General features: G+C 47.9%; 18 protein-coding genes and 3 pseudogenes. 14 read left to right on the plus strand and 7 right to left on the minus strand.

Annotated features, from left to right (window positions below):
• Window positions 1-64: 64 nt before the first annotated feature.
• On the minus strand, window positions 65-313 hold the full coding sequence (locus BCV73_RS36050; protein WP_256993097.1) for a substrate-binding domain-containing protein: 249 nt from the start codon (window positions 311-313) through the stop codon (window positions 65-67).
• Entirely contained in the window at window positions 231-557 is a 327-nt protein-coding gene (locus BCV73_RS36055; RefSeq protein ID WP_256993098.1) for a substrate-binding domain-containing protein, read from the minus strand. The genes BCV73_RS36050 and BCV73_RS36055 overlap by 83 nt, the downstream gene beginning before the upstream one ends.
• 28 nt (window positions 558-585) lie before the next feature.
• Between BCV73_RS36055 and BCV73_RS36060 the strand changes: the two are divergent.
• A pseudogene (locus BCV73_RS36060) lies at window positions 586-2,088 on the plus strand (glycoside hydrolase family 2 TIM barrel-domain containing protein).
• Between the two features lie 471 nt (window positions 2,089-2,559).
• Here BCV73_RS36060 and BCV73_RS34115 read toward each other — a convergent pair.
• Entirely contained in the window at window positions 2,560-3,471 is a 912-nt protein-coding gene (locus BCV73_RS34115) for a transposase (RefSeq protein ID WP_036645483.1), read from the minus strand.
• Window positions 3,472-3,855: 384 nt separating this feature from the next.
• Here BCV73_RS34115 and BCV73_RS34120 point away from each other — a divergent pair, with 384 nt between their 5' ends.
• From BCV73_RS34120 to BCV73_RS34130, 3 genes and pseudogenes are all read left to right on the plus strand, one after another.
• Complete coding sequence (locus BCV73_RS34120; protein WP_379401793.1) at window positions 3,856-4,290, plus strand: MarR family winged helix-turn-helix transcriptional regulator; 435 nt, start codon at window positions 3,856-3,858, stop codon at window positions 4,288-4,290.
• Window positions 4,291-4,308: 18 nt separating this feature from the next.
• Window positions 4,309-4,647 (plus strand): annotated as a pseudogene (locus BCV73_RS34125) (MFS transporter); the annotation flags it as partial.
• Between the two features lie 31 nt (window positions 4,648-4,678).
• Entirely contained in the window at window positions 4,679-5,062 is a 384-nt protein-coding gene (locus tag BCV73_RS34130; protein ID WP_009225488.1) for a DUF488 domain-containing protein, read from the plus strand.
• An 86-nt stretch (window positions 5,063-5,148) separates the two neighbouring features.
• Here BCV73_RS34130 and BCV73_RS34135 read toward each other — a convergent pair whose 3' ends face one another.
• Window positions 5,149-5,691 (minus strand): flavin reductase family protein, encoded by a 543-nt coding sequence (locus tag BCV73_RS34135; protein WP_036645480.1) that lies wholly within the window; start codon window positions 5,689-5,691, stop codon window positions 5,149-5,151.
• A gap of 206 nt (window positions 5,692-5,897) precedes the next feature.
• Window positions 5,898-6,290, minus strand: a complete 393-nt coding sequence (locus BCV73_RS34140) for an SOS response-associated peptidase (protein ID WP_009225486.1) — start codon at window positions 6,288-6,290, stop codon at window positions 5,898-5,900.
• Between the two features lie 38 nt (window positions 6,291-6,328).
• Here BCV73_RS34140 and BCV73_RS36255 point away from each other — a divergent pair.
• Together BCV73_RS36255 and BCV73_RS34150 are read left to right on the plus strand one after the other, a co-directional pair.
• Window positions 6,329-7,441: pseudogene (locus tag BCV73_RS36255) on the plus strand (IS110 family RNA-guided transposase); the annotation flags it as partial.
• Between the two features lie 270 nt (window positions 7,442-7,711).
• Complete coding sequence (locus BCV73_RS34150) at window positions 7,712-8,020, plus strand: PTS sugar transporter subunit IIB (protein ID WP_009225484.1); 309 nt, start codon at window positions 7,712-7,714, stop codon at window positions 8,018-8,020.
• A gap of 115 nt (window positions 8,021-8,135) precedes the next feature.
• On the opposite strand, the gene BCV73_RS34155 is transcribed toward BCV73_RS34150, so the two are convergent.
• On the minus strand, window positions 8,136-9,023 hold the full coding sequence (locus BCV73_RS34155) for a helix-turn-helix transcriptional regulator (RefSeq protein ID WP_036645477.1): 888 nt from the start codon (window positions 9,021-9,023) through the stop codon (window positions 8,136-8,138).
• Between the two features lie 131 nt (window positions 9,024-9,154).
• Between BCV73_RS34155 and BCV73_RS34160 the strand changes: the two genes are divergently transcribed.
• On the plus strand, window positions 9,155-9,985 hold the full coding sequence (locus BCV73_RS34160) for a phytanoyl-CoA dioxygenase family protein (protein ID WP_009225482.1): 831 nt from the start codon (window positions 9,155-9,157) through the stop codon (window positions 9,983-9,985).
• Between the two features lie 199 nt (window positions 9,986-10,184).
• Window positions 10,185-11,282 (plus strand): glycoside hydrolase family 117 protein, encoded by a 1,098-nt coding sequence (locus BCV73_RS34165; protein ID WP_143811925.1) that lies wholly within the window; start codon window positions 10,185-10,187, stop codon window positions 11,280-11,282.
• A 96-nt stretch (window positions 11,283-11,378) separates the two neighbouring features.
• Here BCV73_RS34165 and BCV73_RS34170 read toward each other — a convergent pair whose 3' ends face one another.
• Window positions 11,379-12,173, minus strand: a complete 795-nt coding sequence (locus tag BCV73_RS34170) for an IclR family transcriptional regulator (RefSeq protein WP_009225480.1) — start codon at window positions 12,171-12,173, stop codon at window positions 11,379-11,381.
• A gap of 184 nt (window positions 12,174-12,357) precedes the next feature.
• On the opposite strand from BCV73_RS34170, the gene BCV73_RS34175 reads away from it, so the two are divergent.
• From BCV73_RS34175 to BCV73_RS34200, 6 genes are all read left to right on the plus strand, one after another.
• A complete protein-coding gene (locus BCV73_RS34175) occupies window positions 12,358-13,461 on the plus strand; it encodes a mandelate racemase/muconate lactonizing enzyme family protein (RefSeq protein WP_036645474.1) in 1,104 nt (367 codons plus the stop codon).
• A 23-nt stretch (window positions 13,462-13,484) separates the two neighbouring features.
• Window positions 13,485-14,501 (plus strand): (R,R)-butanediol dehydrogenase, encoded by a 1,017-nt coding sequence (locus BCV73_RS34180; protein WP_036645471.1) that lies wholly within the window; start codon window positions 13,485-13,487, stop codon window positions 14,499-14,501.
• Between the two features lie 15 nt (window positions 14,502-14,516).
• Complete coding sequence (locus BCV73_RS34185; protein ID WP_009225477.1) at window positions 14,517-15,287, plus strand: SDR family oxidoreductase; 771 nt, start codon at window positions 14,517-14,519, stop codon at window positions 15,285-15,287.
• Between the two features lie 133 nt (window positions 15,288-15,420).
• A complete protein-coding gene (locus BCV73_RS34190; protein WP_036645469.1) occupies window positions 15,421-16,227 on the plus strand; it encodes a sugar phosphate isomerase/epimerase family protein in 807 nt (268 codons plus the stop codon).
• A 92-nt stretch (window positions 16,228-16,319) separates the two neighbouring features.
• On the plus strand, window positions 16,320-19,397 hold the full coding sequence (locus BCV73_RS34195) for a glycoside hydrolase family 2 TIM barrel-domain containing protein (protein WP_313955169.1): 3,078 nt from the start codon (window positions 16,320-16,322) through the stop codon (window positions 19,395-19,397).
• 134 nt (window positions 19,398-19,531) lie between these two features.
• A complete protein-coding gene (locus BCV73_RS34200) occupies window positions 19,532-21,892 on the plus strand; it encodes a glycoside hydrolase family 2 protein (RefSeq protein ID WP_009225474.1) in 2,361 nt (786 codons plus the stop codon).
• The last annotated feature ends 73 nt before the right edge of the window (window positions 21,893-21,965 follow it).

Here is a 21,965-nt window from a genome sequence, read left to right on the forward strand (position 1 = left end):
CGAAGTCGACCCTATAGTGTAATGACTAACAGTCAGTAAGCATGATTCACTGTTCCAGATTAGATCAGGAGATCTTGGCCACGGACTGTCGAATCACCAATGCCGTTGGGACGAACAAGGTCTCGCTGGATGGTTCAGTTGGTTGTTCCTGATCCGATGCTCCTGGGCCAGCAGGCTGCATTAGCTCGATCAGCTTGCGGGTTCCGAGTTCGCTGATATCGGCGACCGGCTTACGGATGGTCGTCAAGGCGGGGTTGGTGTATCCAGCGAACACAATATCGTCGAACCCGATCAGCGACACCTGATTCGGCACGTTCACCCCCCCGGGCGAAGCAGACGTTCATCGCCCCGATCGCCATATCGTCGTTCGCGCAAAATACCAACGTTGGCGGCTCCTTCAGATCCAGCAGCGCGTTCATCATCCGGTACCCGCTATCGATGCTGTAATCGCCGGCAACTTGATATTCAGCAGGGAGGGAAAGACCGTGGGCGAGCAAGCTTTCCAGGAAGCCTTGCTTCCGTTCTGTCGCAGACCGAAAGCCTGCTTTGCTTTCCATGATGGCCAGCCGCCGGTGGCCTTGATCGATGCTGGAGAAGAACAGTCCGATCGTGTACGTCCTTTTCAGTTGGGACGATCTAATCGTGCCTTCTTGCTGGCAAACGAATGGGTATGATCAGCTGCATTATACGAACGTCAACTATCCGATTCCCTACGATCCGTCGTTTGTGCCGGATGACAATCCTGCGGGAACTTATGTAAGGGATTTCAATCTGACCGAAGCATGGACGAAGAAACAGACGCGGATCGTATTTGAAGGGGTGAACGCTTGCTTTTACTTGTGTGTGAACGGTCATTTCGTTGGTTACAGCCAAGGCAGCCGGATTCCGGCGGAGTTTGATCTCACGCCGTTTGTAGCTGCAGGCCGCAACCGTCTCGCCGTGCTGGTGTTGAAATGGTGCGACGGCACTTATTTGGAGGACCAGGATGTCTGGCGGTTTTCCGGAATTTATCGCGATGTCTATTTGCTGTCCCGAGATAATACACACATCCGTGACGTGTTTAATCAACCGTTGCTGCCTTCCGACCTATCCGAAGGCAAGCTGCGGTCAGAGATCGAAACGACGGGCAGCCTGACGGTGCAAGCGGAATTGCGGGATCCGGCGGGTAAGCTGATCGGACGTCATGAGGCACAAATCGACGGCAAAGAGGCGATTGAGCTGGACGTGCCGCAGCCTCAATTGTGGAATGCTGAGCAACCCCGGTTGTATGAGCTGATTCTGACAGCGGGTCAAGAAGTGCTGCGTTTTCGGGTTGGCTTCAAAAAGGTGGAGATCACAGATGGCATCTTCCGCATCAACGGCCGCGCCGTGAAGCTGAAGGGAGTGAACCGCCACGATTCCCATCCGGAGCTGGGGCAGACCATTCCGGTGAACCATATGATTGCAGACCTGAAGCTCATGAAGCGGCATAACATTAACACGATCCGGACCTCGCATTATCCGAATGACCCGAAGTTTCTTGATCTATGTGATGAATTCGGGGTTTACGTCATTGATGAGCGGATCTGGAGTGCCATGGTGTGACCAGAACCGGTGAACTCGAAGCAGGGGCTTTCCATAAGTTGTCGAACAATCCGGATTGGAAAGAAGCGTTCGTGGAACGGGCGGTTCGCATGGTCGAACGGGATAAAAAACCATGCCTCCGTCATCATCTGGTCCATGGGCAATGAATCCGGATACGGGGATAACCATATCGTCATGGCGGAATGGACAAAAGCGCGGGACGCCTCACGTTTAGTGCATTACGAAGGAGCGGATCCCCGGTATTACAGCAATTCGGACACGTCCTGCCTGGATTTGGACAGCCGCATGTACCCTTCAGTGAAGGAGATCGAGCGGTATGCCCTCGATGAGAACAGCACCAAACCGTTGTTCCTTTGCGAATATAGCCATGCGATGGGTAACGTTATTTTGAGCGGCGCCGGCTCCGGCTCCTGCGGCCCGCAGCTCGCAGAGCCTTACCGTTTTGCCGAGGAGTCGTTCGATTTTGAGCTAACCATCCAGCCGATATTTAAGGAAGAAGAATAGAGATAGCGTATAGTTGGTGTAAATAACCGTTCCCTGGCCAAGCGGCTGGGTGAGCGGTTATTTCTTGCTGCGGGGGAGGAGGAAGAGTTGGTCTATCCGATCCCCCTTTTTGAAGGATTATCCCGTTGCATCAGGTGGTGAATAAAGAGAAGGAGTAACCGTAAGTAAAATTAAAAAAAGAAAAAGCAAAGAAGAGTAAGATGCCCCAAAGTTAAAATTTAAAAGGAGTAGATATAAAGAAGTAGGTATATAGAAAAGGAGTAGATATTGATATTGGTATTTTTGTATATAAAAACATGGATCTAAAAGTAGATTTCGATATAGATCATAATATATATGAAAAATATATATTAAAGTAAATATTTAGAAATGGTTAATCAGATATAGATTCGAGTGCAAATCTGCATGCTGAATTATGGATTCTCCCGATGCCTGTTGTGCCGAGAGATTAAGCAGCCGTTGCAAGATGGATTAAGCTGCGGTTGCAATGGACGGATGGTTCCGATGATGTGCGATTAACTGGCGGTAAGGGATGGCGGGAATGGACAAGCACATTTGCAGCAGGTTTTGGCGCATCTCTTCCTCGGAACAAGTCATGCGCAGGTAACGGCGGACGGTGTACTCATTCAAATACGCCTGCAAATGCGTTGTTCCCAAGGCGACATACGTGCGTCGGATTGAGTCTCTTGCTTGTCTCACGACTCTCCGCAAGGGCAGATACATCCGATAAGCGAAAGGAAACCACCGCTTGGTTGAGGTATGTTGTCCATCGACATACTTGTTGATGAATGCCTCAAGATCGCTCCGGTCAGCCTGTTGCTCGCCCCCTCTTTTATGCGGAATCAGTTGAATCTTCACTCGCTCGGGCTCGCCAGTCTCCGTGACCGTGCAGCCGGTGACGACGGCAGTGGCATAAGGCTGAAAAGCTGGATGAAAGCGTTTGGGATCCGTCCCATACTGATCGCGGCTCACCTTTACTTCTCCAGAGAGCAAAACCTTCGCCTCACATTCGCCAAGGGTATGACGGATTTTGTGCAGCATGAGCCAAGCGGTCTTGTAGGTCACTTGGATTACCTGACTCAACCGCAGCGCCGAGATGCCATCCGGAAGCAGAAACAGTTCCAGTGCTTGGAACCACTTCACCAAAGGCAAATGGGTTCTTTCAAATATCGTACCCACCAACGGCGAGGCTTGATAGCCGCATTTTCCACATTCAAATAAAGGAATATGTCGAGTGGACAGACGGGTGCAGTCGGTATAAGCACAGCGCGGGCAGACAAAGCCATTTGGCCACTTCATCGCGATGATCGCCTCGATACAGTCGTCTTCGCTTCGAAAACGGCTGCTAAAAGATTGGAGCTCTGAACTCGTACTGATCTCCATGTCCGATCCCTCCACAATCAGAAATGCGCACATTTGTTCTTTTTTATTATTATACCAAACGCATGTTCGTTCATCAAGAAAAATATTCCAACCCCCATCTTTTTCTAAAAGGTCGGATGAAATGATCCCCTATAAATTAAATGAATAAATCCCCAATTACTGAACGAAAGGGATAATGGTGCAAAAGGGGGGCGCAAAGGAAGGGACAGGGTATACAACATTTTTCATTTTGTGTTGCCCAAAAGTATATTTAGACGAAAGCTTGACGCGAAAATTATTAAGGAGTATATTATTAACCGCTAAAATATTTAAGTAGTAAAGTAATTAAATTATGAAATGAATCGAATCGAACGGCTCAAGGCAGGAAGGAGGAGAGACACGTTGGTGAAAAAAGAAGAGCTGTTCGAAGTTACCTCGATGTTTCGAATGCTGTTCAAGGCGATCACCCAGGAGTGGAACAAGCGCGGGGGCGAGTTTAACCTTAGTTTTCCGCAATATAAGATGCTCTACATGCTCAATACTTCCGGGACGCATACCGTATCACAGATTGCAGAGAGCTTGGGGATTACCTCCGCAGCCATCACGGGAATTACGGACCGGCTGGTCACGGAAGGATATGTGAACCGTGAACGCGGGGAGAACGACCGCCGGGTTGTCAACATCTCGATTACCGATCGGGGGAGAGAAATCATGAATCAGATCACCGAGCGGCAGAAGGAGATGCTCGAGGGGATTTTTGATCAGTTGCATGAGGAAGATCTACAGCATTTGCGGCGAATTCTTGGCGTGGTGCTTGCAAATATAGAAAATAAATCATAACGGAGATGGAGAAACTTCATGGAACATTTATCACTTAAACGTAAAGTTTCGATCATGATCGCCATCATGGCCGCGATGTTCTTCGCCGCCATTAACCAGACGATCGTGAGCACAGCCATGCCGCGAATCATTTCGATTCTGGACGGCATGGACTATTATACTTGGACGATTAACATTTACTTGCTGACGTCCACAATTGCTACTGTCTTGGTCGGCAAGTTGTCCGATATGTACGGGCGGAAGCCGTTCCTATTGATTGGGATATTGCTCTTTATGGTGGGCGCATTTATGACGGGGACGTCTTCGAACGTGTTCCAGTTCATCGCCTACCGCGGGATTCAAGGAATCGGTGCCGGTGGCCGTGACGAAGTTCGGCGCCCAGGCAGGCATGCCAACGGTTGACGAAGTGCGGCATGGGCAGATCCGGGTCAAACGGATCTACGAACCACCGGCTCCCGAAGACGGATATCGCATCCTGGTGGATCGTCTGTGGCCGCGCGGGATGAGCAAGGCCGATGCGGCGATTGACGAGTGGATGAAGGGGATCGCCCCGAGCCCGGAGCTGCGCAAGGAATTCGCGCACCGAATGGAACGGTACGCGGAATTTAGCGCCAATTATCTGCGGGAATTGAGTAGCCGCCCGGAATGTGCCGTACTCGCGGACCGGATCCGCGATATCGCACGTGAACGTCCGGTCACCTTGCTGTATGCCGCCAAGGACCCGGTGTATAATCACGCGAACGTGCTGCGGCGTTGGCTGTTAGATGAGTAAAGCAAAAAGCTGCTCCCTCGCTATAGAAGCGAAGAAGCAGCTTTTTTTCGCACGAAAGGAATTGCTGCTAGGCGACCGCCGCGCTGTCAGCTCTCCTGCAAAAACCGTAACCCCTTGTGAACTCCATCCCCGGCATAGATCACCGGATTTAGCTTGTCAATTAGCAAACGTCCCTCCGCGCTCAAATAGTCCTTGGCCACAGAGCGGCTGACGATTCGTCCAAAAATATGGGTCAGGCCCGGGAACTGTTCGCTTTCGACAACTTCAACGACCCGACAAGCGATGGAGATCGGGCATTCCTGGATCGACGGGGCGTGGACATGCTCCGAAGCTACCGGTGTCAAACCGGCTGCGGCGAATTTGCTGCCCTCTGCACCGGAACGGGAACCGCAGTAGTTAATCGACTCCTGCAGGGAGAGATCCGGTAGGTTCACCACGAAGTCGGCTCCCGCTTTGAGATGCTGCGCGGCATAGCCCTTGCTGTTGTAGCCCAGAACAATCAGGTCCTTCAGTGAGTAAGAGGACGAAGACGGCGTCACGTGTGCAACTCCATGTTCATCGTAAAAGCTGGTTAGAATGACCGGAAAACCATAGTACATTTTTTCAAAATTAACCTCGATTTTCTCCATGTTGCATCCTCCTAATCCTATATTTCTTATCAAATCCCTCTCTATTTGAAGATAACGCTGTGAAAAGAGCGACAAGGTGATTCCGGTCACATGCCGATAACGCGGAATGAAGGAGGATGGACAACTTCAAAGCAAACTAAAAAGCTCCTGGACACAATCGTCCAAGAGCTGATTTTGCTTTTTTTTTCGATGTCGACCTTATCCGCTTAACGCTTCACCCAAGCTAACTCCAAATCCATCTCCCGGATGCATTCATCGGAATCGTACCGGTTGTTGTCGATCGGCGGCGTCACGGGGTAGGCCTGCATCTCCTCTGCTGCATGTGGCCGCAGGATCGGGTCCAGCGCGTCGAGATCACTAATTCCTTCATCCAGCCACCGGGTCATGTCCTCGGGGGACAAAATCGCCGGCATCCGGCTCTCAAATTCTCCGATCAGCGGGTTCGCCTCCGTCATGACGAGGGTACAGGTGCGAAGCGGCTCGCCGCGCGTATCCCGCCAAACTTCGTACAGACCAGCGACCCCAAAGATACCGCGGTTTTTGAGCACAACGCGCACGGGATATTCCTTCTTGCCGTCTTCTTCCAATAATAAAGCCATTGCAGGGGATCACGCAACGCTGCGTGCTGATGAGCCGATCGTGGATGAAGGAACTTCAGAGGCAATGTGCCAAAACCGATGTGATCTTCGGCATCGAGCCGACCGGACGCTACTGGTTCCCGCTGGCGGAATTTCTGCAGCATGAAGGCATTAAAGCGATTGTCGTTAATCCCCACCATGTGAATAAGAGCAAAGAGCTTGAGGATAATTCACCGACGAAAAACGATTACAAAGATGCCAAAGTGATCGCGGATTTGATCCGAAACGGAAAGTACACCGAACCGAAATTCCCAAAGAGCGTCTATGCGGACTTACGCATCCTGATGAATCTGAGGGAAAAAGTGATGGTGAATTTCGGGCAAGTCCAAAGGCGGATTCAAAACTGGCTTGACCGCTTCTTTCCGGAATACCAACAGGTGTTTAAAGACTGGGAAGGCAAAGCATCGCTTATCACACTGTCTGAGTTTCCGACGCCACAAGACATCGTATCTCTAGGCGCCTATACGATTCTGAAGCGTTGGAAGCAAGACGTGAAACGTGCTGTAGGGATGAAGAGAGTGGAGCAATTGGTTCAAGCCGCCAAATCCTCCATCGGACTAACCGAAGGTATCGTCGCAGCCAAGATGGAGTTGAAGGCTTTATTGGAGCAATACGAATTATTCGCCCGGCAACTTGAAGACATCATGCAACAGGTGGAACAACTGCTTGGGTAAGTTCCCGGTTCCGAAGAAATGCTGACGGTACCAAGGGTCGGAGTCGTCACGCTGGCCGGATTTATGGCGGAAGTCGGAGATCTACGAGGCTACGATCACGGTCAACAAATCATACGTCTTGCCGGATTCAACCTGAAAGAAAACAGCTCCGGCAAGAGGAAGGGCAAGTCCACAATCACCAAACGTGGACGATCCCGCCTTCGGGCATTGTTGTTCCGGGCGGTACTGCCGATGGTAGCGAAAAACGCTGAGTTTAAAGCATTGCATGAATATTACACAAAACGTGCAAACAATCCATTAAAAAAGAAGCAGTCCATCGTCGCCCTATGTGGAAAACTCATTCGAGTGTTATACACGTTGGGGACAAAACAAATTCGTTACAACCCTATCGATGTTTTGGGGCCGTTACGCCAGTCCCAGCTTCAGATGGCAGCATAATAGAAGGTTCAAACATCAACATAGAAGGTTCAAACATCAACAGTTGCATCACTTAGGTTTTCAATCACGACAACAGAAGCATGGAGTAGCCACAGAAACAATTTCCATAAGGGCAACGACCCAGTAAAGGAGCAAGAAGCGGCGTCCACCCCTTGAGAGGCAGGACGAAGGAATGTGAGGGCTTAGACCCAGTGTGACATGGGAGGGGAGATTAATGAATAAAAAATATTAGCGGTAATAGGGTGTCCGACAGGGATTGCCCACACTTATATGTCGGCTGAAGCTTTAGAGCAATCAGCCAAAGAGATGAATATTTCTTTGAAGGTTGAAAAGTGGGAGGCAATGGGAGTCGAGGGCGGTATTACGGAGGAAGAAATTGAAGCTGCACATGCGATTATTATTGCTGCAGATACGGATGTTCAGGAGGCGCGTTTTGAAGGAAAGCCGATCGTTAAAATTTCCTGTGGCGGAGGCCATTCGGAATCCAAAGGGATTGCTGGAGGAAGCATTGGCGAAGGAAGCGGCACCAAACAAATAGGAGACAAAACAAGAGACACAAACAAGAAAGCCGCAGCGTAACGGGATTTATAAGCACCTGATGACAGGGGTTTCCAATATGCTTCCGCTTGTCGTTGCCGGTGGATTACTCATTATGAATAATATTTCGCTACTGGATTATCATGCATAACAGAGACTATAGCAGCCTGCAGAACTTGCGATATTCGCCTGGAGGCATACCCTCCCATTTGTGGAATATCCGAACGAAGTAATGCACGTCGGAGTAGCCGATCGTATGGCCGATCCATTCGATAGTGCCATCTGTATCGCGGAGCAGGCGCTTCGCCTCAGTATGACGGATCTGCTGGACAAATTTATTTGGGCTGACGCCCATACATTTTTTGAACAGACGTCCCATATAATCCACGTTGATGTTTAGCATGTCCGCCATCTTCTCGTTGGACCATCGATCCCCCACATTCTGCTCAATAGCAGAGGCAAGTTCGGCGATTGCCAGCTGCATGCCTGCACTGGCATTCGCCCGATGCTGGTGATGCCGGAATGTTCTTGACAAATGAGAGAACAGCTGCAGCAGCAGGCCTTGGCAACACATCATGTACCCGGCGGGCCGATGAGTGAATTCATGGATGATGGATTCCAGCACGCTGTATACCTCGGAGGTTGTATGCATGCTGCCGGTGGTCATCCATTCATGGAACTCCGCCATATCCGGCATAGTGCAATAATAATCATCGTCTTCATGATCAACGGAAACAATGATGTCCTCATCCTTAGTGATACGAAGCTCGTCGTAAAAATCGAAGTGAACGCCTAGAAACAGCGCATCCGGATCCGATAGGACCTCTACCCGGTGCTTGAGTTTTGCGGGCAGCAGGAAGAACTGACCAGGTTGAACTAAATACGAAGGCTCCGATTCGATCTGTACCTCGACTTCACCATGTTCCAGCAGCAGGATCTCAAAATCCCGAATACGCCGTTCAATGACGCGTTCCTTGGCTTGTCTATGTTGCTGTGCCCAATGCACAACCGGGTTTAATTGTTTGGCTTGCGATGATGACTGCACTATAATTTCCCTCCTGTTTAATAAGTCGGTAAAGTACAACTATTGACCTCAATAGTTCAATTACAAAGAAGTATGGACATGATAACATAAGGGATATCAAGAGTCAAAAACATTTCGAGGAGTGAATAGGGATGTCGGATTTGAATAATCTACCAGAGCTTTCAAGTGATTATCAGCTTTCCAAGGAGCAAATTCAACAGTTTCAAGAAAAGGGACATATCAAGCTGAATCAGGTAGCTTCGAGCGATGAGGTTGCCGTATACCGTTCTATCATCGGGGAGAAAGTGAAAGAGCTTAATTATCATGATAAGCCGATAGAAGAGCGAGATACTTATGGCAAAGCTTTTATCCAAATATCTAATATTTGGGAAAAATCCGCTGAAATCCAACGCTTCGTATTTGCGCGCCGGTTCGCCAAGATTGCAGCCGAGCTGATGGGGGTAGATGCGGTTCGAATTTATCATGACCAGGCGCTGTTCAAGGAGCCGGGAGGCGGAATCACGCCTTGGCATCAGGACCAAATCTATTGGCCTGTAGATACGGATAACTTCATCACGATGTGGATGCCGTTGGTTCCAGTCTCTGAGGATGTGGGCTCGATGAACTTTGCGAACGGCTCCCATAAATTTGGTTATATTAGCAAGCTGGCTATTTCTGATGAATCACAAAAAACGTTGGGTCAATATATCGAGGCCAAAGGTCTTGAGGTTGAAAATTATGGTGCACTGGCAGCGGGTGACGCAACCTGGCATTACGGCTGGACGCTGCACAGCGCACCTGGCAATCCGACCAACACTATGCGCGAGGTCATGACAGTTATCTATTACGCAGATGGCGCAAAGGTCATTGAGCCGGATACGAATGCCCGCAAGAAAGACCTGCAAAAGTGGCTTCCAGGCCTAGCTCCTGGCGATCTGGCGGCAAGCAAGCTTAATCCTATTGTCTATAAGAAGGATGTATAAGATCACAATTGGCGAACCCCAGTCTGCATGCAGGCTGGGGTTCTTTCTTGAATTGTATTCTTCCACATATTCTTGACCAAAATAGAATAGAGAGTTATAATCTAAATGTCAAACAAAACGAAATGTATTCCGAAATTTATATTTAATTTATAGTAGAATGGTTTTATATCTTATAAAATTCAAGAGAGAGGGTATGGGAATGAAAAAAGAAAGCGCTGCAACAATTCGAGCCAAACAATATACAAAAAATGCTGACTGGTTCTGTGAGTTTAAGTATGAGCCTGTCGAAGGCTTGGGGTATGAAGAGGGAATTCATCGCCGTGATCCGAGTAGTGTAATTAAGGTAGGAGACTTATATTATGTATGGTATACGAAGTCGGTAGGAGAAGCCGTTGGTTTTAACACAGGCGATCCGGATAGTAAGGTGTTCCCGTGGGATCAATCCGATGTGTGGTATGCCACCTCTCCAGATGGCACAACCTGGACTGAACGTGGAATGGCAGTCGGACGGGGGCCGAAGGGGTCCTACGATGACCGAAGTGTGTTCACGCCGGAAATTCTGCATCATGATGGCAAGTTTTATCTTGTGTATCAAGTCATTGAAGGACAATATCTACTTAGAAAGTATGAGAATATTGCAATGGCAGTAGCGGAATCTCCAGAAGGTCCGTGGCGTAAGCTCGATGCTCCTATTCTTCGTCCTGCAATGAACGGCGAATGGTTCGGTGATGATGATAATCGCTTGACGGTGAAGCATAAAGGCGATTTCGACAGTTTGAAGGTGCATGATCCTGTTCTGTTCTATTATAATAATCAGTTCTGGTTGTATTATAAAGGTGAGCAGAAGGGTGAAGAGATGAACTTTGGCGGACGGACAACCAAATGGGGGGTAGCGATCTCAGATCATCCTGAGGGTCCATACGTGAAATCGGAATATAATCCGGTTACCAATAGCGGTCACGAAACCTTGCTTTGGCACTATCGAGGCGGCATGGCTGCACTTCTCTCGACAGATGGCCCGGAGAAAAATACGATTCAATATGCACCTGACGGCATTAACTTCGAAATTGAAGCCGTTATCAAGAATCCACCTGAAGCGGCAGGACCATTTCGGACAGAGGATACAGATCGTAGTCCGTTGGAGGGCATTCGTTGGGGCTTGTGCCATAATGTTCACACGAAATGGAATCATATTCTCAAATTCAGAACGGTTGAGGATTATAAGCATTATTATGCGAACAAGATTAATCCGGAGGTTCTCTGGTTAGGGAAGAAAGCGAAACAAAAGAAGGATTAAGAGGGATGAGCCGAGTTGTCTGCAAGGACGCTCGGCTTCTTGTATGCACACAATAAATAAGGACTCTGGCTCAAGAGCCAACGTCCTTTGTAGAAGTTAGGAAAGGTAGATGGAGCGCATGGAAGGCACGAAACCTAGTCGTTTGGAGATAAGAGAGGACTTCTCCTTGACATACGATTCCAGTTCATCCTGCTTTTCAAATATGCGAGCGGTTGGCCCGGCTACACTGATGGCTGCAATGACCTTGCCTGTATAATTAAAGATGGGTCCAGCGATGGAGCTTAATCCATCATCGTATTCCTCGCGATTGATGGCAATGCCCGATTGTCGGATCTTGCTCAGCTCTTGAAGAAATTGCTGATGGTCTGTTATCGTCGTTGGCGTATATTGCTTGAGCCCTTTTTCGTTGATAATCTTGTCGACAGCCTCAAGCGAGAAGTACGCCATAATGGCTTTCCCGAGACCTGTACAATGAACGGGGTTTCTTGAACCGAGAATCGCATTCATAATGACGGATGCGCTTCCGTCTACTTTATAAATGTAGATTACTTCACCTTCATTATAGACGGCGAGAAACGCAGTTTGGCCTGTTTGCTCAGCCAAGTCCTGTAAATGAGGAATCGCAGCTTCTACCAGATCAATGTTATGAAGTCCTGCCATACCGATTTCTATGGCCTTCAGTCCCACAAAATATTTCTCCGTTGACGGTTCCTGCATCACAAACCCAGCCTTCATAAGTGTCTCCAGTATGCGATGTGTTGTGCTCTTGGGCAACTGAGTCGCTTCCGATAATTCACCGATTCCGGATCCGCCTTTATTTAATGACAGCTGCTCAAGCAGAAATAATGCACGTTCTAACGTAGAATTTGTTTTATTCGCTTCAATTTTCAAAGAAAGCACCTTCTTTCATTTCATCTCTATTCCGTTATTTTAATTAATGTTTTGATATGAGTCAATCTTATTTATAAAATGGTACGTTGTTCTGATTTTATATTGACTAAACGCATTGTGTGTAATAACATTTAATTAATTGGAACGATTGGTTTCTGATCAATGATAATAAAGGGTGAACACAATGGCTAAAAGAAAGAGAATTACTGATATTCAAACCGACTATTTCCTCGTACCTTTGGTGGAGCAACTAGGAGATGCACGACATGGCATTCATTCTCACTTCGAATTGATTACCGTCACGATTGTGTTGGAGAATGGCAGTGAGGGGGTTGGATATACCTATACCGGAGGTGTTGGTGGAAGGGCGATCTGTCAGATGATCGAGCATGATCTGAAGCCATTTTTGCTTGGGAAGGACGCCAGCTGCATCGAGAAGCATTGGGAAGAGATGAATTGGAAGATTCATTATGTCGGTCGTGGAGGAATCGCCTCGTTCGCGATCTCGGCTATCGATATTGCCCTATGGGATCTTCGTGGGAAGAGCAGTGACGAGCCTTTATGGAAACTGCTTGGCGGTCATGCTTCTTCTACAAAAGCCTATGCGGGTGCGATCGATCTAAATTTCACTAAGGATAAGCTGCTGGACAATATTAAGGGTTATTTGGACAAGGGGTTCCAGGCAGTCAAGATCAAGCTGGGTCAAGAACGATTAGTTGAGGATATTGAACGAGTGGCAGCTGTCAGAGAGTTGATTGGACCAGATCGGATATTTATGGTTGACGCTAACATGAAATGGTCAGTCGAGACCTCTATTAAAGCAGCACAACTGTTAGCACCATATAATATCTTTTGGCTGGAAGAGCCGACGATTCCCGATGATTATGATGGGTATCGTCGTATCGGTGCAGAGGGAGGCTTACCTATTGCGGCAGGAGAGAATTTTCATACCGTCTATGAATTTGTAAATATGATTACTCGGGGCAAGATTGATTTCCCTCAGCCGGATGCTTCTAATATTGGTGGTGTTACAGGCTGGTTGAAGATTGCGAATCTGGCATATGCTTATAACTTGCCAGTTTGCACACATGGCATGCAGGAGCTCCATGTCAGTCTGATGTCAGCTATGCCGAATGCTTCTTATCTGGAAGTGCACAGTTTCCCGATCGATCAATATACGAAACGACCGCTTGTCATTCAAGATGGAAGAGCTGTAGCGCCAGATGTACCAGGTACTGGTGTGGAATTCCGATGGGAGCTATTACAGCCTTATAAGCAAATATTTTAATGATATAACAGGGAGTGAACAGAATGAAAGCTGCATTTTATGAGGGAAATAAAAACATTGTAGTCGGAGCTGGATCGCGCAAAGAACCAGGACCTGGTGAGGTTGAAATAAAGGTGGCCTATGCAGGCATATGCGGTACGGATTTGCATATTTATCACGGGCATATGGATCATCGTGTAACGCTGCCGCAAGTGATGGGTCACGAGATGTCGGGAGTAATCGAGCGTGTCGGCAAGGAGGTGACATCCTATAAGCCGGGAGACAGAGTAACTGTAAGGCCGCTAGGGCCATGCGGTGAATGTCCTGCTTGTCAGGATGGATGCAGTCATATCTGTCATCGTCTTAAGTTTATGGGAATCGAGACAGACGGTGCTTTCCAATCATATTGGACTGTACCGGCCAGCACACTGCATATGCTGCCTGATGATCTCAGCTTGCAGCATGGTGCAATGATTGAGCCGTTGGCAGTAGCGTGTCATGACGTTCGATTGGGTAAGGTGGCGCCTGGAGAGTATGTTGTTGTAATTGGTGGAGGACCGATTGGTACGTTGATCGCACTCGTTGCCCGTGCCGCTGGTGCCAGAGTTGTCGTTGCGGAGATTAATCCATACCGGCTCCAACTGCTGTCTGAGATGGGCTTTGAAATCTGTAACTCGAATGAGCAGGATCTGGCGGAATACGTTCAGGAGGCTACAGGCGGCAAAGGGGCTGATGTTGTGTTCGAGGTAACCTCATCGCTCGCTGGCGCCGAGGTTATGACCAAGCTGCCTAAGGTAAGAGGACGAATTGTAATCGTAGGTATCTTCAGTAAGCCTGTTCCAGTGGATTTGCATCGTTTCTTCTGGAGAGAGATTCAGCTACTAGGCGCACGTGTGTACGAACATGAGGACTTCGAGCAAGCGATTCAGCTTGCGGCGAGCGGTGAGCTCCAGCTTGAGCGTATTATCAGCAAGATTTACCCGATTGAGCAGATTCAAGAGGGCTTCGAGCAGATGGAATCAGGAAGCGGTGTTATGAAGATTCTTATCCAATGCAATTAAGTGGGAGGTAGCAAGATGGATATTTTGGAATTATTCTCATTGCGTGGCAAGAAAGCATTAGTGACAGGCTGCAAGCGAGGCATTGGCAAGTCGATGGCAGTTGCGCTTGCACAAGCTGGAGCGGATATTGTCGGAGTCAGTGCAACACTGGAGGAGTCAGGTAGCGAAGTGGAGCAAGAGGTTCGCAATGAAGGGCGAAGCTTCACCGGATATGCCTGCGACTTCAGTGACCGTAAAGCTTTGTATGCTTTCATCGCCAAGGTGAAGGAAGAGCATGCTGATATTGATATTTTGTTGAATAATGCCGGTACGATTATGCGCAAGCCGGCAGCGGAACATCCAGATGATTATTGGGATCACGTCGTCGAGGTGAACTTAAACTCCCAGTTTATATTGGCGAGGGAGATGGGGCAAGGAATGCTGGAGCGAGGTGCGGGCAAAATCATATTCACCGCTTCTTTGCTTACGTATCAGGGTGGAATCAACGTACCGGGATATGCGGCAAGTAAGGGCGGTATCGGACAGTTGACCAAGGCACTGGCTAATGAATGGTCCTCGCGGGGGGTTCAGGTGAATGCGATTGCACCTGGTTATATCGAGACTGATAATACCGAGCAGCTGCGACAAGACCCTGACCGCTACAAGGCGATCCTAGATCGAATTCCTGCAGCTCGCTGGGGAAGACCAGAGGATCTGAACGGGGCAGCTATTTACCTGGCTTCCTCTGCTTCAGACTATGTGACCGGAACTATTGTAACGGTGGATGGCGGTTGGATGGGCAGATAGCACTCTTAACGGGGGAAGGCGTTGGCATCACCGTGTCGTATGATTGCCATTTACGACCCGATTAGTGAGGAACGGGTGTTTGAGCTCGATTAGTATAAGTTGCATATGCATAGCTCGAAAAAAGGAGATATTCATGAAACTACAGTTATATAAAGCATTATGGGGAATGGAAGGCACGTATCGTGACCAATTCAAGCGGGCAGCGGATGCGGGTTATACCGGCATTGAAGCGCCTATGCCTCTGCCTGAGCAGGAGGAAGAATTCCGTGAAGCGCTTCAAGCCTACTCACTTTCTTATATAGCCCAGATCTTCACAGACGGTGAAGATCATATTCAATCTTTTAAGAAGCAAGTGGAGAGAGCTATCGGTTTCCAGCCGCAGTTTATCGTTTCGCACAGCGCTCGAGATCGCATGAGCGACAGTGAGCAGGATCGTTTCTTTGACGCGGCGCTGCGTATAGAGTCTGACAATGCCATTGTGGTTGCACATGAGACACACAGGCATCGGGCAATGTTTTCGCCATGGACAACAGCAAGGCTGTTGAACAAGTTCCCGCAATTACGCATTACCGCGGATTTTAGCCATTGGACGAATGTGTGTGAATCACTCCTTGAAGATATGGAGGAGGAGATCGCCCTGGCCATTACTCATACGCATCATATTCATGGCAGAATTGGCTTCTCGCAAGGTCCTCAGGTTCCGCATCCCGGAGCGCCGGAATGGACAGCGGAACGAGAACGCTTTGAGGGCTGGTGGAAGCGCATATTCAGCTACCGACTTTCTCAAGGCGAATCCGTCAGCACGATGACACCGGAATTCGGACCTGTTCCTTATATGCCGACACTTGCTTATACAAAACAGCCTGTAGCGGATCTATGGGATGTTAATGAATGGATCGCGACCAGGGTGAAAGCGAATTATCAGGTTTGGATATCTTGAGGAGGCAATAAATATTTGAGAGCACTTGGATCCCTTTGGAAACGAGTGCTCTTCGTATCATCTGTACATTTAACACTTACAATAATATAGGAGTGATAACGTTGTTGAAGATCGATAAATATTGGGAAGACCCCCATACCTTGCACATAAATCGTGAAAAGCCAAGGGCCTATTACATTCCGTATGCGAATGCAGAGACTGCTGCTTCGCGAAAGAGGGGAAGATCTCCCTATTATCAAACCTTGAACGGTGCATGGAAATTTCAATATCATTCCAGCGTAGAGGATGTGTGTGAAAGCTTTTACGAAGCCAACTTTGATGCAGAAGACTGGTCTTCTTTATTAGTTCCTTCCTGTTGGCAGAACAACGGATATGATCAAATGCATTATTCGAATCTCAATTATACGATACCGTGCGATCCGCCATTTGTGCCGGATGATAATCCAGCAGGACTGTATATTCGAGACTTTCACATCTCGTCGGAATGGAGTAACAAAGAAAAATATGTCGTGTTCGAGGGAGTGAATGCATGCTTCTATGTATGGGTTAATGGGAATTTTGTCGGATATAGCCAGGGAAGTCGAATTCCCGCAGAATTTCGCATCAGCGATCACCTCGTTCCAGGCGTTAACCGAATGGCGGTTATGGTACTGAAATATTGTGACGGCACTTATTTGGAGGATCAGGATTTATGGAGATACACCGGCATATTCCGTGATGTATATATGCTGGCGCGGGATAAGGTGCATATTCGCGACGTGTTCGTTCGTACTTCGCTGTTGAACGACGACAAGGAAGCGAAGCTGAATATAGAGATAGAGATGACTGGTGAAGCTGTTGTACATGCTGTTCTGAGAGATCCAAGCGGCAATGTAATAGTAGAGATGCAAGAAGAAGTTAGACAGACAGGTCAGCTTCAGATGCAGGTTACTGAGCCTAAGCTTTGGAATGCCGAGCAGCCGGTACTATATGAACTTCTTCTATCCTCGGGAGAAGAGATTATTCGCTTCAACGTTGGTTTCCGCCGTGTTGAGATTCGAGAGGGCGTCTTTCAGATCAATGGCGTTCCCGTTAAACTGAAGGGTGTCAATCGCCATGATTCTCATCCGAGCCTTGGTCAGACAATTCCGCTGCAGCATATGATTAATGATCTTCAATTGATGAAGCAGCACAATATTAATACTATACGAGCTTCACATTATCCGAATGATCCTAGATTTCTTGAACTGTGTAATGAATACGGTTTCTATGTTGTGGATGAAGCAGATCTAGAATGTCATGGTTTAGCAATAGCTGAGACCTGGGACAACATGGCGAAGGGACTTGGCATGCAATCGTATCCTGCATTTCATGAGTTGTCGAACAATCCGGATTGGGAGGAAGCATTCGTCGATCGGGCGATTAGGATGGTGGAACGAGATAAGAATAATCCTTGTGTAGTGATCTGGTCGATGGGCAATGAGTCAGGCTATGGTCATAATCACATTGCCATGGCGAAGTGGACGAGGGAGAGAGACAACTCCAGACTGATTCATTATGAGGGAGCAGCATCCCTATATCTCGGTAATCCGGATGTAAGCGTGCTGGATATGGAAAGTCGTATGTATGCATCCGTTCCGGAGATTGAGGCTTATGCAAAAGATAAGTCAAATGACAAGCCGTTGTTTTTGTGCGAATACAGTCATGCTATGGGCAATAGCCCTGGAGATCTGCTGGATTATTGGAACGTGATCTATGCCGAGCCTAAGCTAATGGGTGGTTGTGTGTGGGAGTGGTGCGATCACGGCATCGAGAGGACGACCGAGCATGGAGAAGTGTATTATGCCTACGGCGGTGATTTCGGTGACAAGCCGAATGACGGGAATTTCTGCATCGATGGACTTGTTGCTCCAGATCGTACACCGCATACCGGTTTGCTTGAACTAAAGCAGGTGATAGCACCTGTTCGAATTGAAGCGATTGAGCTTGAGAAGGGACGGCTGTTCATTCGAAACCTGTATGACTTCATTGACCTATCCCATTTGGTGTTTTACTGGAAGGTGGAGCGAGAGGGCGTCCTCTTAGAAGAAGGCGAGCTGCGCGGACTGCGAACGCCTCCTCATTCCGGAGAAGAAGTACAGCTAGCATTTCAATCGGATAAAAGCGCGATTGGGACGATCTGCTTGACTATATCCTGCTGCTTAGAGAAGCAGAATATATGGGCGGAGCGTGGTCATGAGATCATGTTCCAACAATTTGAATATACGGCGAGTGAAGAAAGCTTGGCTCTTAATTCATATAAAAACAAAGCTTCTCATGTATCTATCCAAGTGCTTGAACAAGATCGCATGCTTCGTATAGATGGCTTCGACTTCAGTCACTCCTTTGATTTACGCAGAGGTGTGCCGAATCAGTTGACCAGACATGGCGTGCAGTTGTTGGAGCATCCTCTATCCTTCAATATGTGGCGAGCTCCACTTGATAACGATAGGGTGATAGCCTCTAGATGGGAATATGAAGGGCTAGAGCATGCCAGTATGAAAGTCTATCATTGCGATTGGGAGCAACCAAGCGAGGAAGAGGTTATTGTTACAACAGAATTTTCTTTAGGCATCTACACACGCAAGCCGATTGTGCGGGGTGTTGCTAAGTGGCATGTAGATGCTCAAGGTGCGATAACGGTGAAGACAAGTGTACAGGTGAAGGAAGAGATTGACTTCCTGCCTCGTTTTGGTCTGCAGCTTAGAATGCCTGCAGCAATGAATACGGTGGATTACGTCGGGTACGGACCGCATGAGAGCTATATAGATAAGCGTCAGAGCGTACGCAAAGGTAGATATTTGCAGCGTGTAGATCAGATGAGCGAGTGTTACATTATGCCGCAGGAGAATGGCTCTAGATGGGGCACGGAATGGGTCATCGTATCCAATGAGCTTGGCATGGGCATGTTGATGGATAGCACTGCATCTTTCTCGTTTAATGTTTCGAATTATTTGCCTCAGGATCTTACGGCAGCCAAGCACACGTATGAGCTGCGGAAGAGGAAGGAAACGATTGTTCAGCTCGATTACAAGATGAGTGGTGTCGGCTCGAACTCCTGTGGCCCTAAATTGATGGAGAAGTATCAGTTGAATGAGAAGCAGTTCGACTTCCAATTTACCTTAAGACCTGTATTTAAAGAAGATGAATGAAAACAGTATTGACGCAAAGTACAACCAAATGTATAATCGTTTAAAACGGAACAACGTTTCGAAAATTAGTTATAATTTATTATTTTTGGGTTGTTGTTCTGTAAAAATGCGATTGCAGTACTGGAGGTTCTGGAATGTCGAGAGTAGTGAAGGATTTAAGCGGAAAGCTCTGGCAGATGGAGAAGATGAGAGTAGGCGAAGGAGAACGAGAGGGATTCCATATCCTTCCTGCAGAGCGTCAAGGTGTAATCTTTAGCTGGAATTACGCATCTGTTCCAGGAGATGTATATACCGATCTTCAGCGTGCTGGCGAATTAGAGGACCCTTATTTTGGACGTAATATGCACAAGGCCAAGTGGGTGCAAGAATACGAATGGTGGTATATTCGGAGATTCAACGTCTCTGAAGAGATGAAAGGCAAGAAGATTCATCTGGAATTTGAAGGTGTCGATTATAGCTGTACCGTGTGGCTAAACGGCCAACTGCTGGGTAGTCATGAGGGTATGTTCTCTCCTTTTTCCTTTGAGGTCAGTCAATATTTGAACTTCGATAATTGGGCTGGTGGTTCGAATCAGCTGGCTGTCAAGCTTGATCCGCCGCCAAAGAACTTCCGCAATGTTGGAGGCAAGAAGGTGAACTTCTCCGGCGATTATTTCACTGGCTTGGTGCCATTCGGCATATGGCGTCCGGTACGCTTGGTTGCAACGGAGGATGTGCGAATTATTAATTATCGTTCAGAATCCGAGCTTAAGGAGGAAGGCGCTGTAGTCCATCTGCAAGTGGAACTCGACAACATGGCTGCAGAGAATCAAAGCATTCAACTTCAGATTGCGATGAAGGGCCACAACTTCACATCGGAGACAATCACTCGTACAGTGGAGGCTGATGTTCGATCAGGCAACGGTCTCGTAGAAGTAAGTGTAGAGGTTCCGGACGCAAAACTGTGGTGGCCTTGGGACATGGGAACTCCACATCTGTATGATCTGGAAATTACAGTTGCAAAGAATCGTTCTGAATTGGATCGTGTACAGGACAGAATCGGTATTCGTACGATTCAGATGGAGAAAAATCCGGGATTTACAGAAGAAGAATGCGAATATCCATGGACCTTCGTTATTAATGGTAAACGTCAATTCCTGCGCTCCGCATGTTGGGGAGGCCAGCCATCTTTCTTATATGGAAGGAACAGCACGAAGAAGTATGAACATCTGCTGTCACTGGTGAAGGAATGCAATATTAACAATTTGCGAATTTTTGGCTGGCATCCGCCGGAGATACCAACCTTCTACCGCCTATGCGATGAGCTTGGTATTACAGTATGGACAAACTTCACGTTCTCCACACAAGCCTTCTCCAATGATCCAGCTTTTGTGGAATCCGTGTCGAAGGAATGTATTGAAATTGTGAAACTTCGCCGCAATCATCCATCCAATATTTATTGGATGGGCGGAGAAGAAGTATTCTTTACGGATGCACATGTAGAGAGCGGCAATAAAGAGCTTATGGAAGCGATCGGTGTAGCAATTGGAGCATATACGTCTGTTCCATACGGATTGGCATCACCGCTTAGCAATGAGTTCGGTCAGAGTATGGGATTCAAACCTAAGGAGTCCCAGCACGCTAATGAGCATTATTACGGCGGTGGTGGCACCTTCATGGAGGAATATTACCCTTCGCTTGATTGCTCGATCATTCCTGAATTAACCGCGGCGTCAGCTCCTTCGATTGAAAGCTTGAAGAAGTTTATTCCGGAGAATGAGCTATGGCCTATGGGACCAAGCTGGGGTTATCATTGGGCAGATATCCACATTCTCCAAGGATTGAACATTGAAGTGTTCGGCGATAAGAGAATGGATTCACTGGAGCAATTCGTAGAATCGACTCAGATTGCGCACGGCACAATTCTACAGTTTGCACTTGAATTGTACCGGAGACGGAAACCGCGGATGAGCGGTGTGTCACTTTGTCACTTCATTACGCATTGGCCCGACATTAAATGGGGACTCGTCGATTATTATGGCTTGAAGAAAATTAGTTTCGACTACGTAAAGACAAGTTATCAGCCGCTTCTGCCAAGCTTGGCATTTGAGAAAAGAAGATGGAATCCGGGAGAGACGTTCCAAGGCGAACTGTGGATTGTCAACGATTATCATAAGGAGTATGCGGATACGGTACTGGAGTGGACGCTTTGCAATCATAAGGACGAGGTCGTTCACAGCGGAGCAATAGCTGCACAGATCGCTTCGAATAGCGCCGCAAAATTTAGCGATATTGCATGGAAGGTTGATGCCGATGCCACAGGCCAGTTCACAGTCACGCTCAATCTGAAGCAAGCAGGCAGTGTTCTGGCAAGCAATGAATACAAGCTGCTCATTGGCGATCAAGCTGAGGCGAAGCGCATATGCAACGAGCATCTCGATGAAAGTAGGAAGCTGCGTGATGAATACGGTAGCAGCTATTACCGCTACAACCCAGAGCTCTGGGAGCTTGAGTAATCTAGAATATTTGGCACGAAGTTAACCATTCTTGATGCTGGAGGGGATGAACATACGCTCACGTTTGTTCGAT

This window comes from Paenibacillus sp. SSG-1, from assembly GCF_002224835.1.
GTDB classification, from domain to species: domain Bacteria; phylum Bacillota; class Bacilli; order Paenibacillales; family Paenibacillaceae; genus Paenibacillus_AQ; species Paenibacillus_AQ favisporus.

Excerpts from the sequence above, each read along its gene's own strand:
- BCV73_RS36055 (WP_256993098.1), bottom strand. The coding sequence starts at position 557 with ATGGAAAGCAAAGCAGGCTTTCGGTCTGCGACAGAACGGAAGCAAGGC.
- BCV73_RS34115 (WP_036645483.1), bottom strand. The coding sequence starts at position 3,471 with ATGGAGATCAGTACGAGTTCAGAGCTCCAATCTTTTAGCAGCCGTTTT.
- BCV73_RS34130 (WP_009225488.1), top strand. The coding sequence starts at position 4,679 with ATGCCAACGGTTGACGAAGTGCGGCATGGGCAGATCCGGGTCAAACGG.
- BCV73_RS34135 (WP_036645480.1), bottom strand. The coding sequence starts at position 5,691 with ATGGAGAAAATCGAGGTTAATTTTGAAAAAATGTACTATGGTTTTCCG.
- BCV73_RS34140 (WP_009225486.1), bottom strand. The coding sequence starts at position 6,290 with ATGGCTTTATTATTGGAAGAAGACGGCAAGAAGGAATATCCCGTGCGC.
- BCV73_RS34150 (WP_009225484.1), top strand. The coding sequence starts at position 7,712 with ATGTCGGCTGAAGCTTTAGAGCAATCAGCCAAAGAGATGAATATTTCT.
- BCV73_RS34160 (WP_009225482.1), top strand. The coding sequence starts at position 9,155 with ATGTCGGATTTGAATAATCTACCAGAGCTTTCAAGTGATTATCAGCTT.
- BCV73_RS34165 (WP_143811925.1), top strand. The coding sequence starts at position 10,185 with ATGAAAAAAGAAAGCGCTGCAACAATTCGAGCCAAACAATATACAAAA.
- BCV73_RS34175 (WP_036645474.1), top strand. The coding sequence starts at position 12,358 with ATGGCTAAAAGAAAGAGAATTACTGATATTCAAACCGACTATTTCCTC.
- BCV73_RS34180 (WP_036645471.1), top strand. The coding sequence starts at position 13,485 with ATGAAAGCTGCATTTTATGAGGGAAATAAAAACATTGTAGTCGGAGCT.
- BCV73_RS34185 (WP_009225477.1), top strand. The coding sequence starts at position 14,517 with ATGGATATTTTGGAATTATTCTCATTGCGTGGCAAGAAAGCATTAGTG.
- BCV73_RS34190 (WP_036645469.1), top strand. The coding sequence starts at position 15,421 with ATGAAACTACAGTTATATAAAGCATTATGGGGAATGGAAGGCACGTAT.
- BCV73_RS34200 (WP_009225474.1), top strand. The coding sequence starts at position 19,532 with ATGTCGAGAGTAGTGAAGGATTTAAGCGGAAAGCTCTGGCAGATGGAG.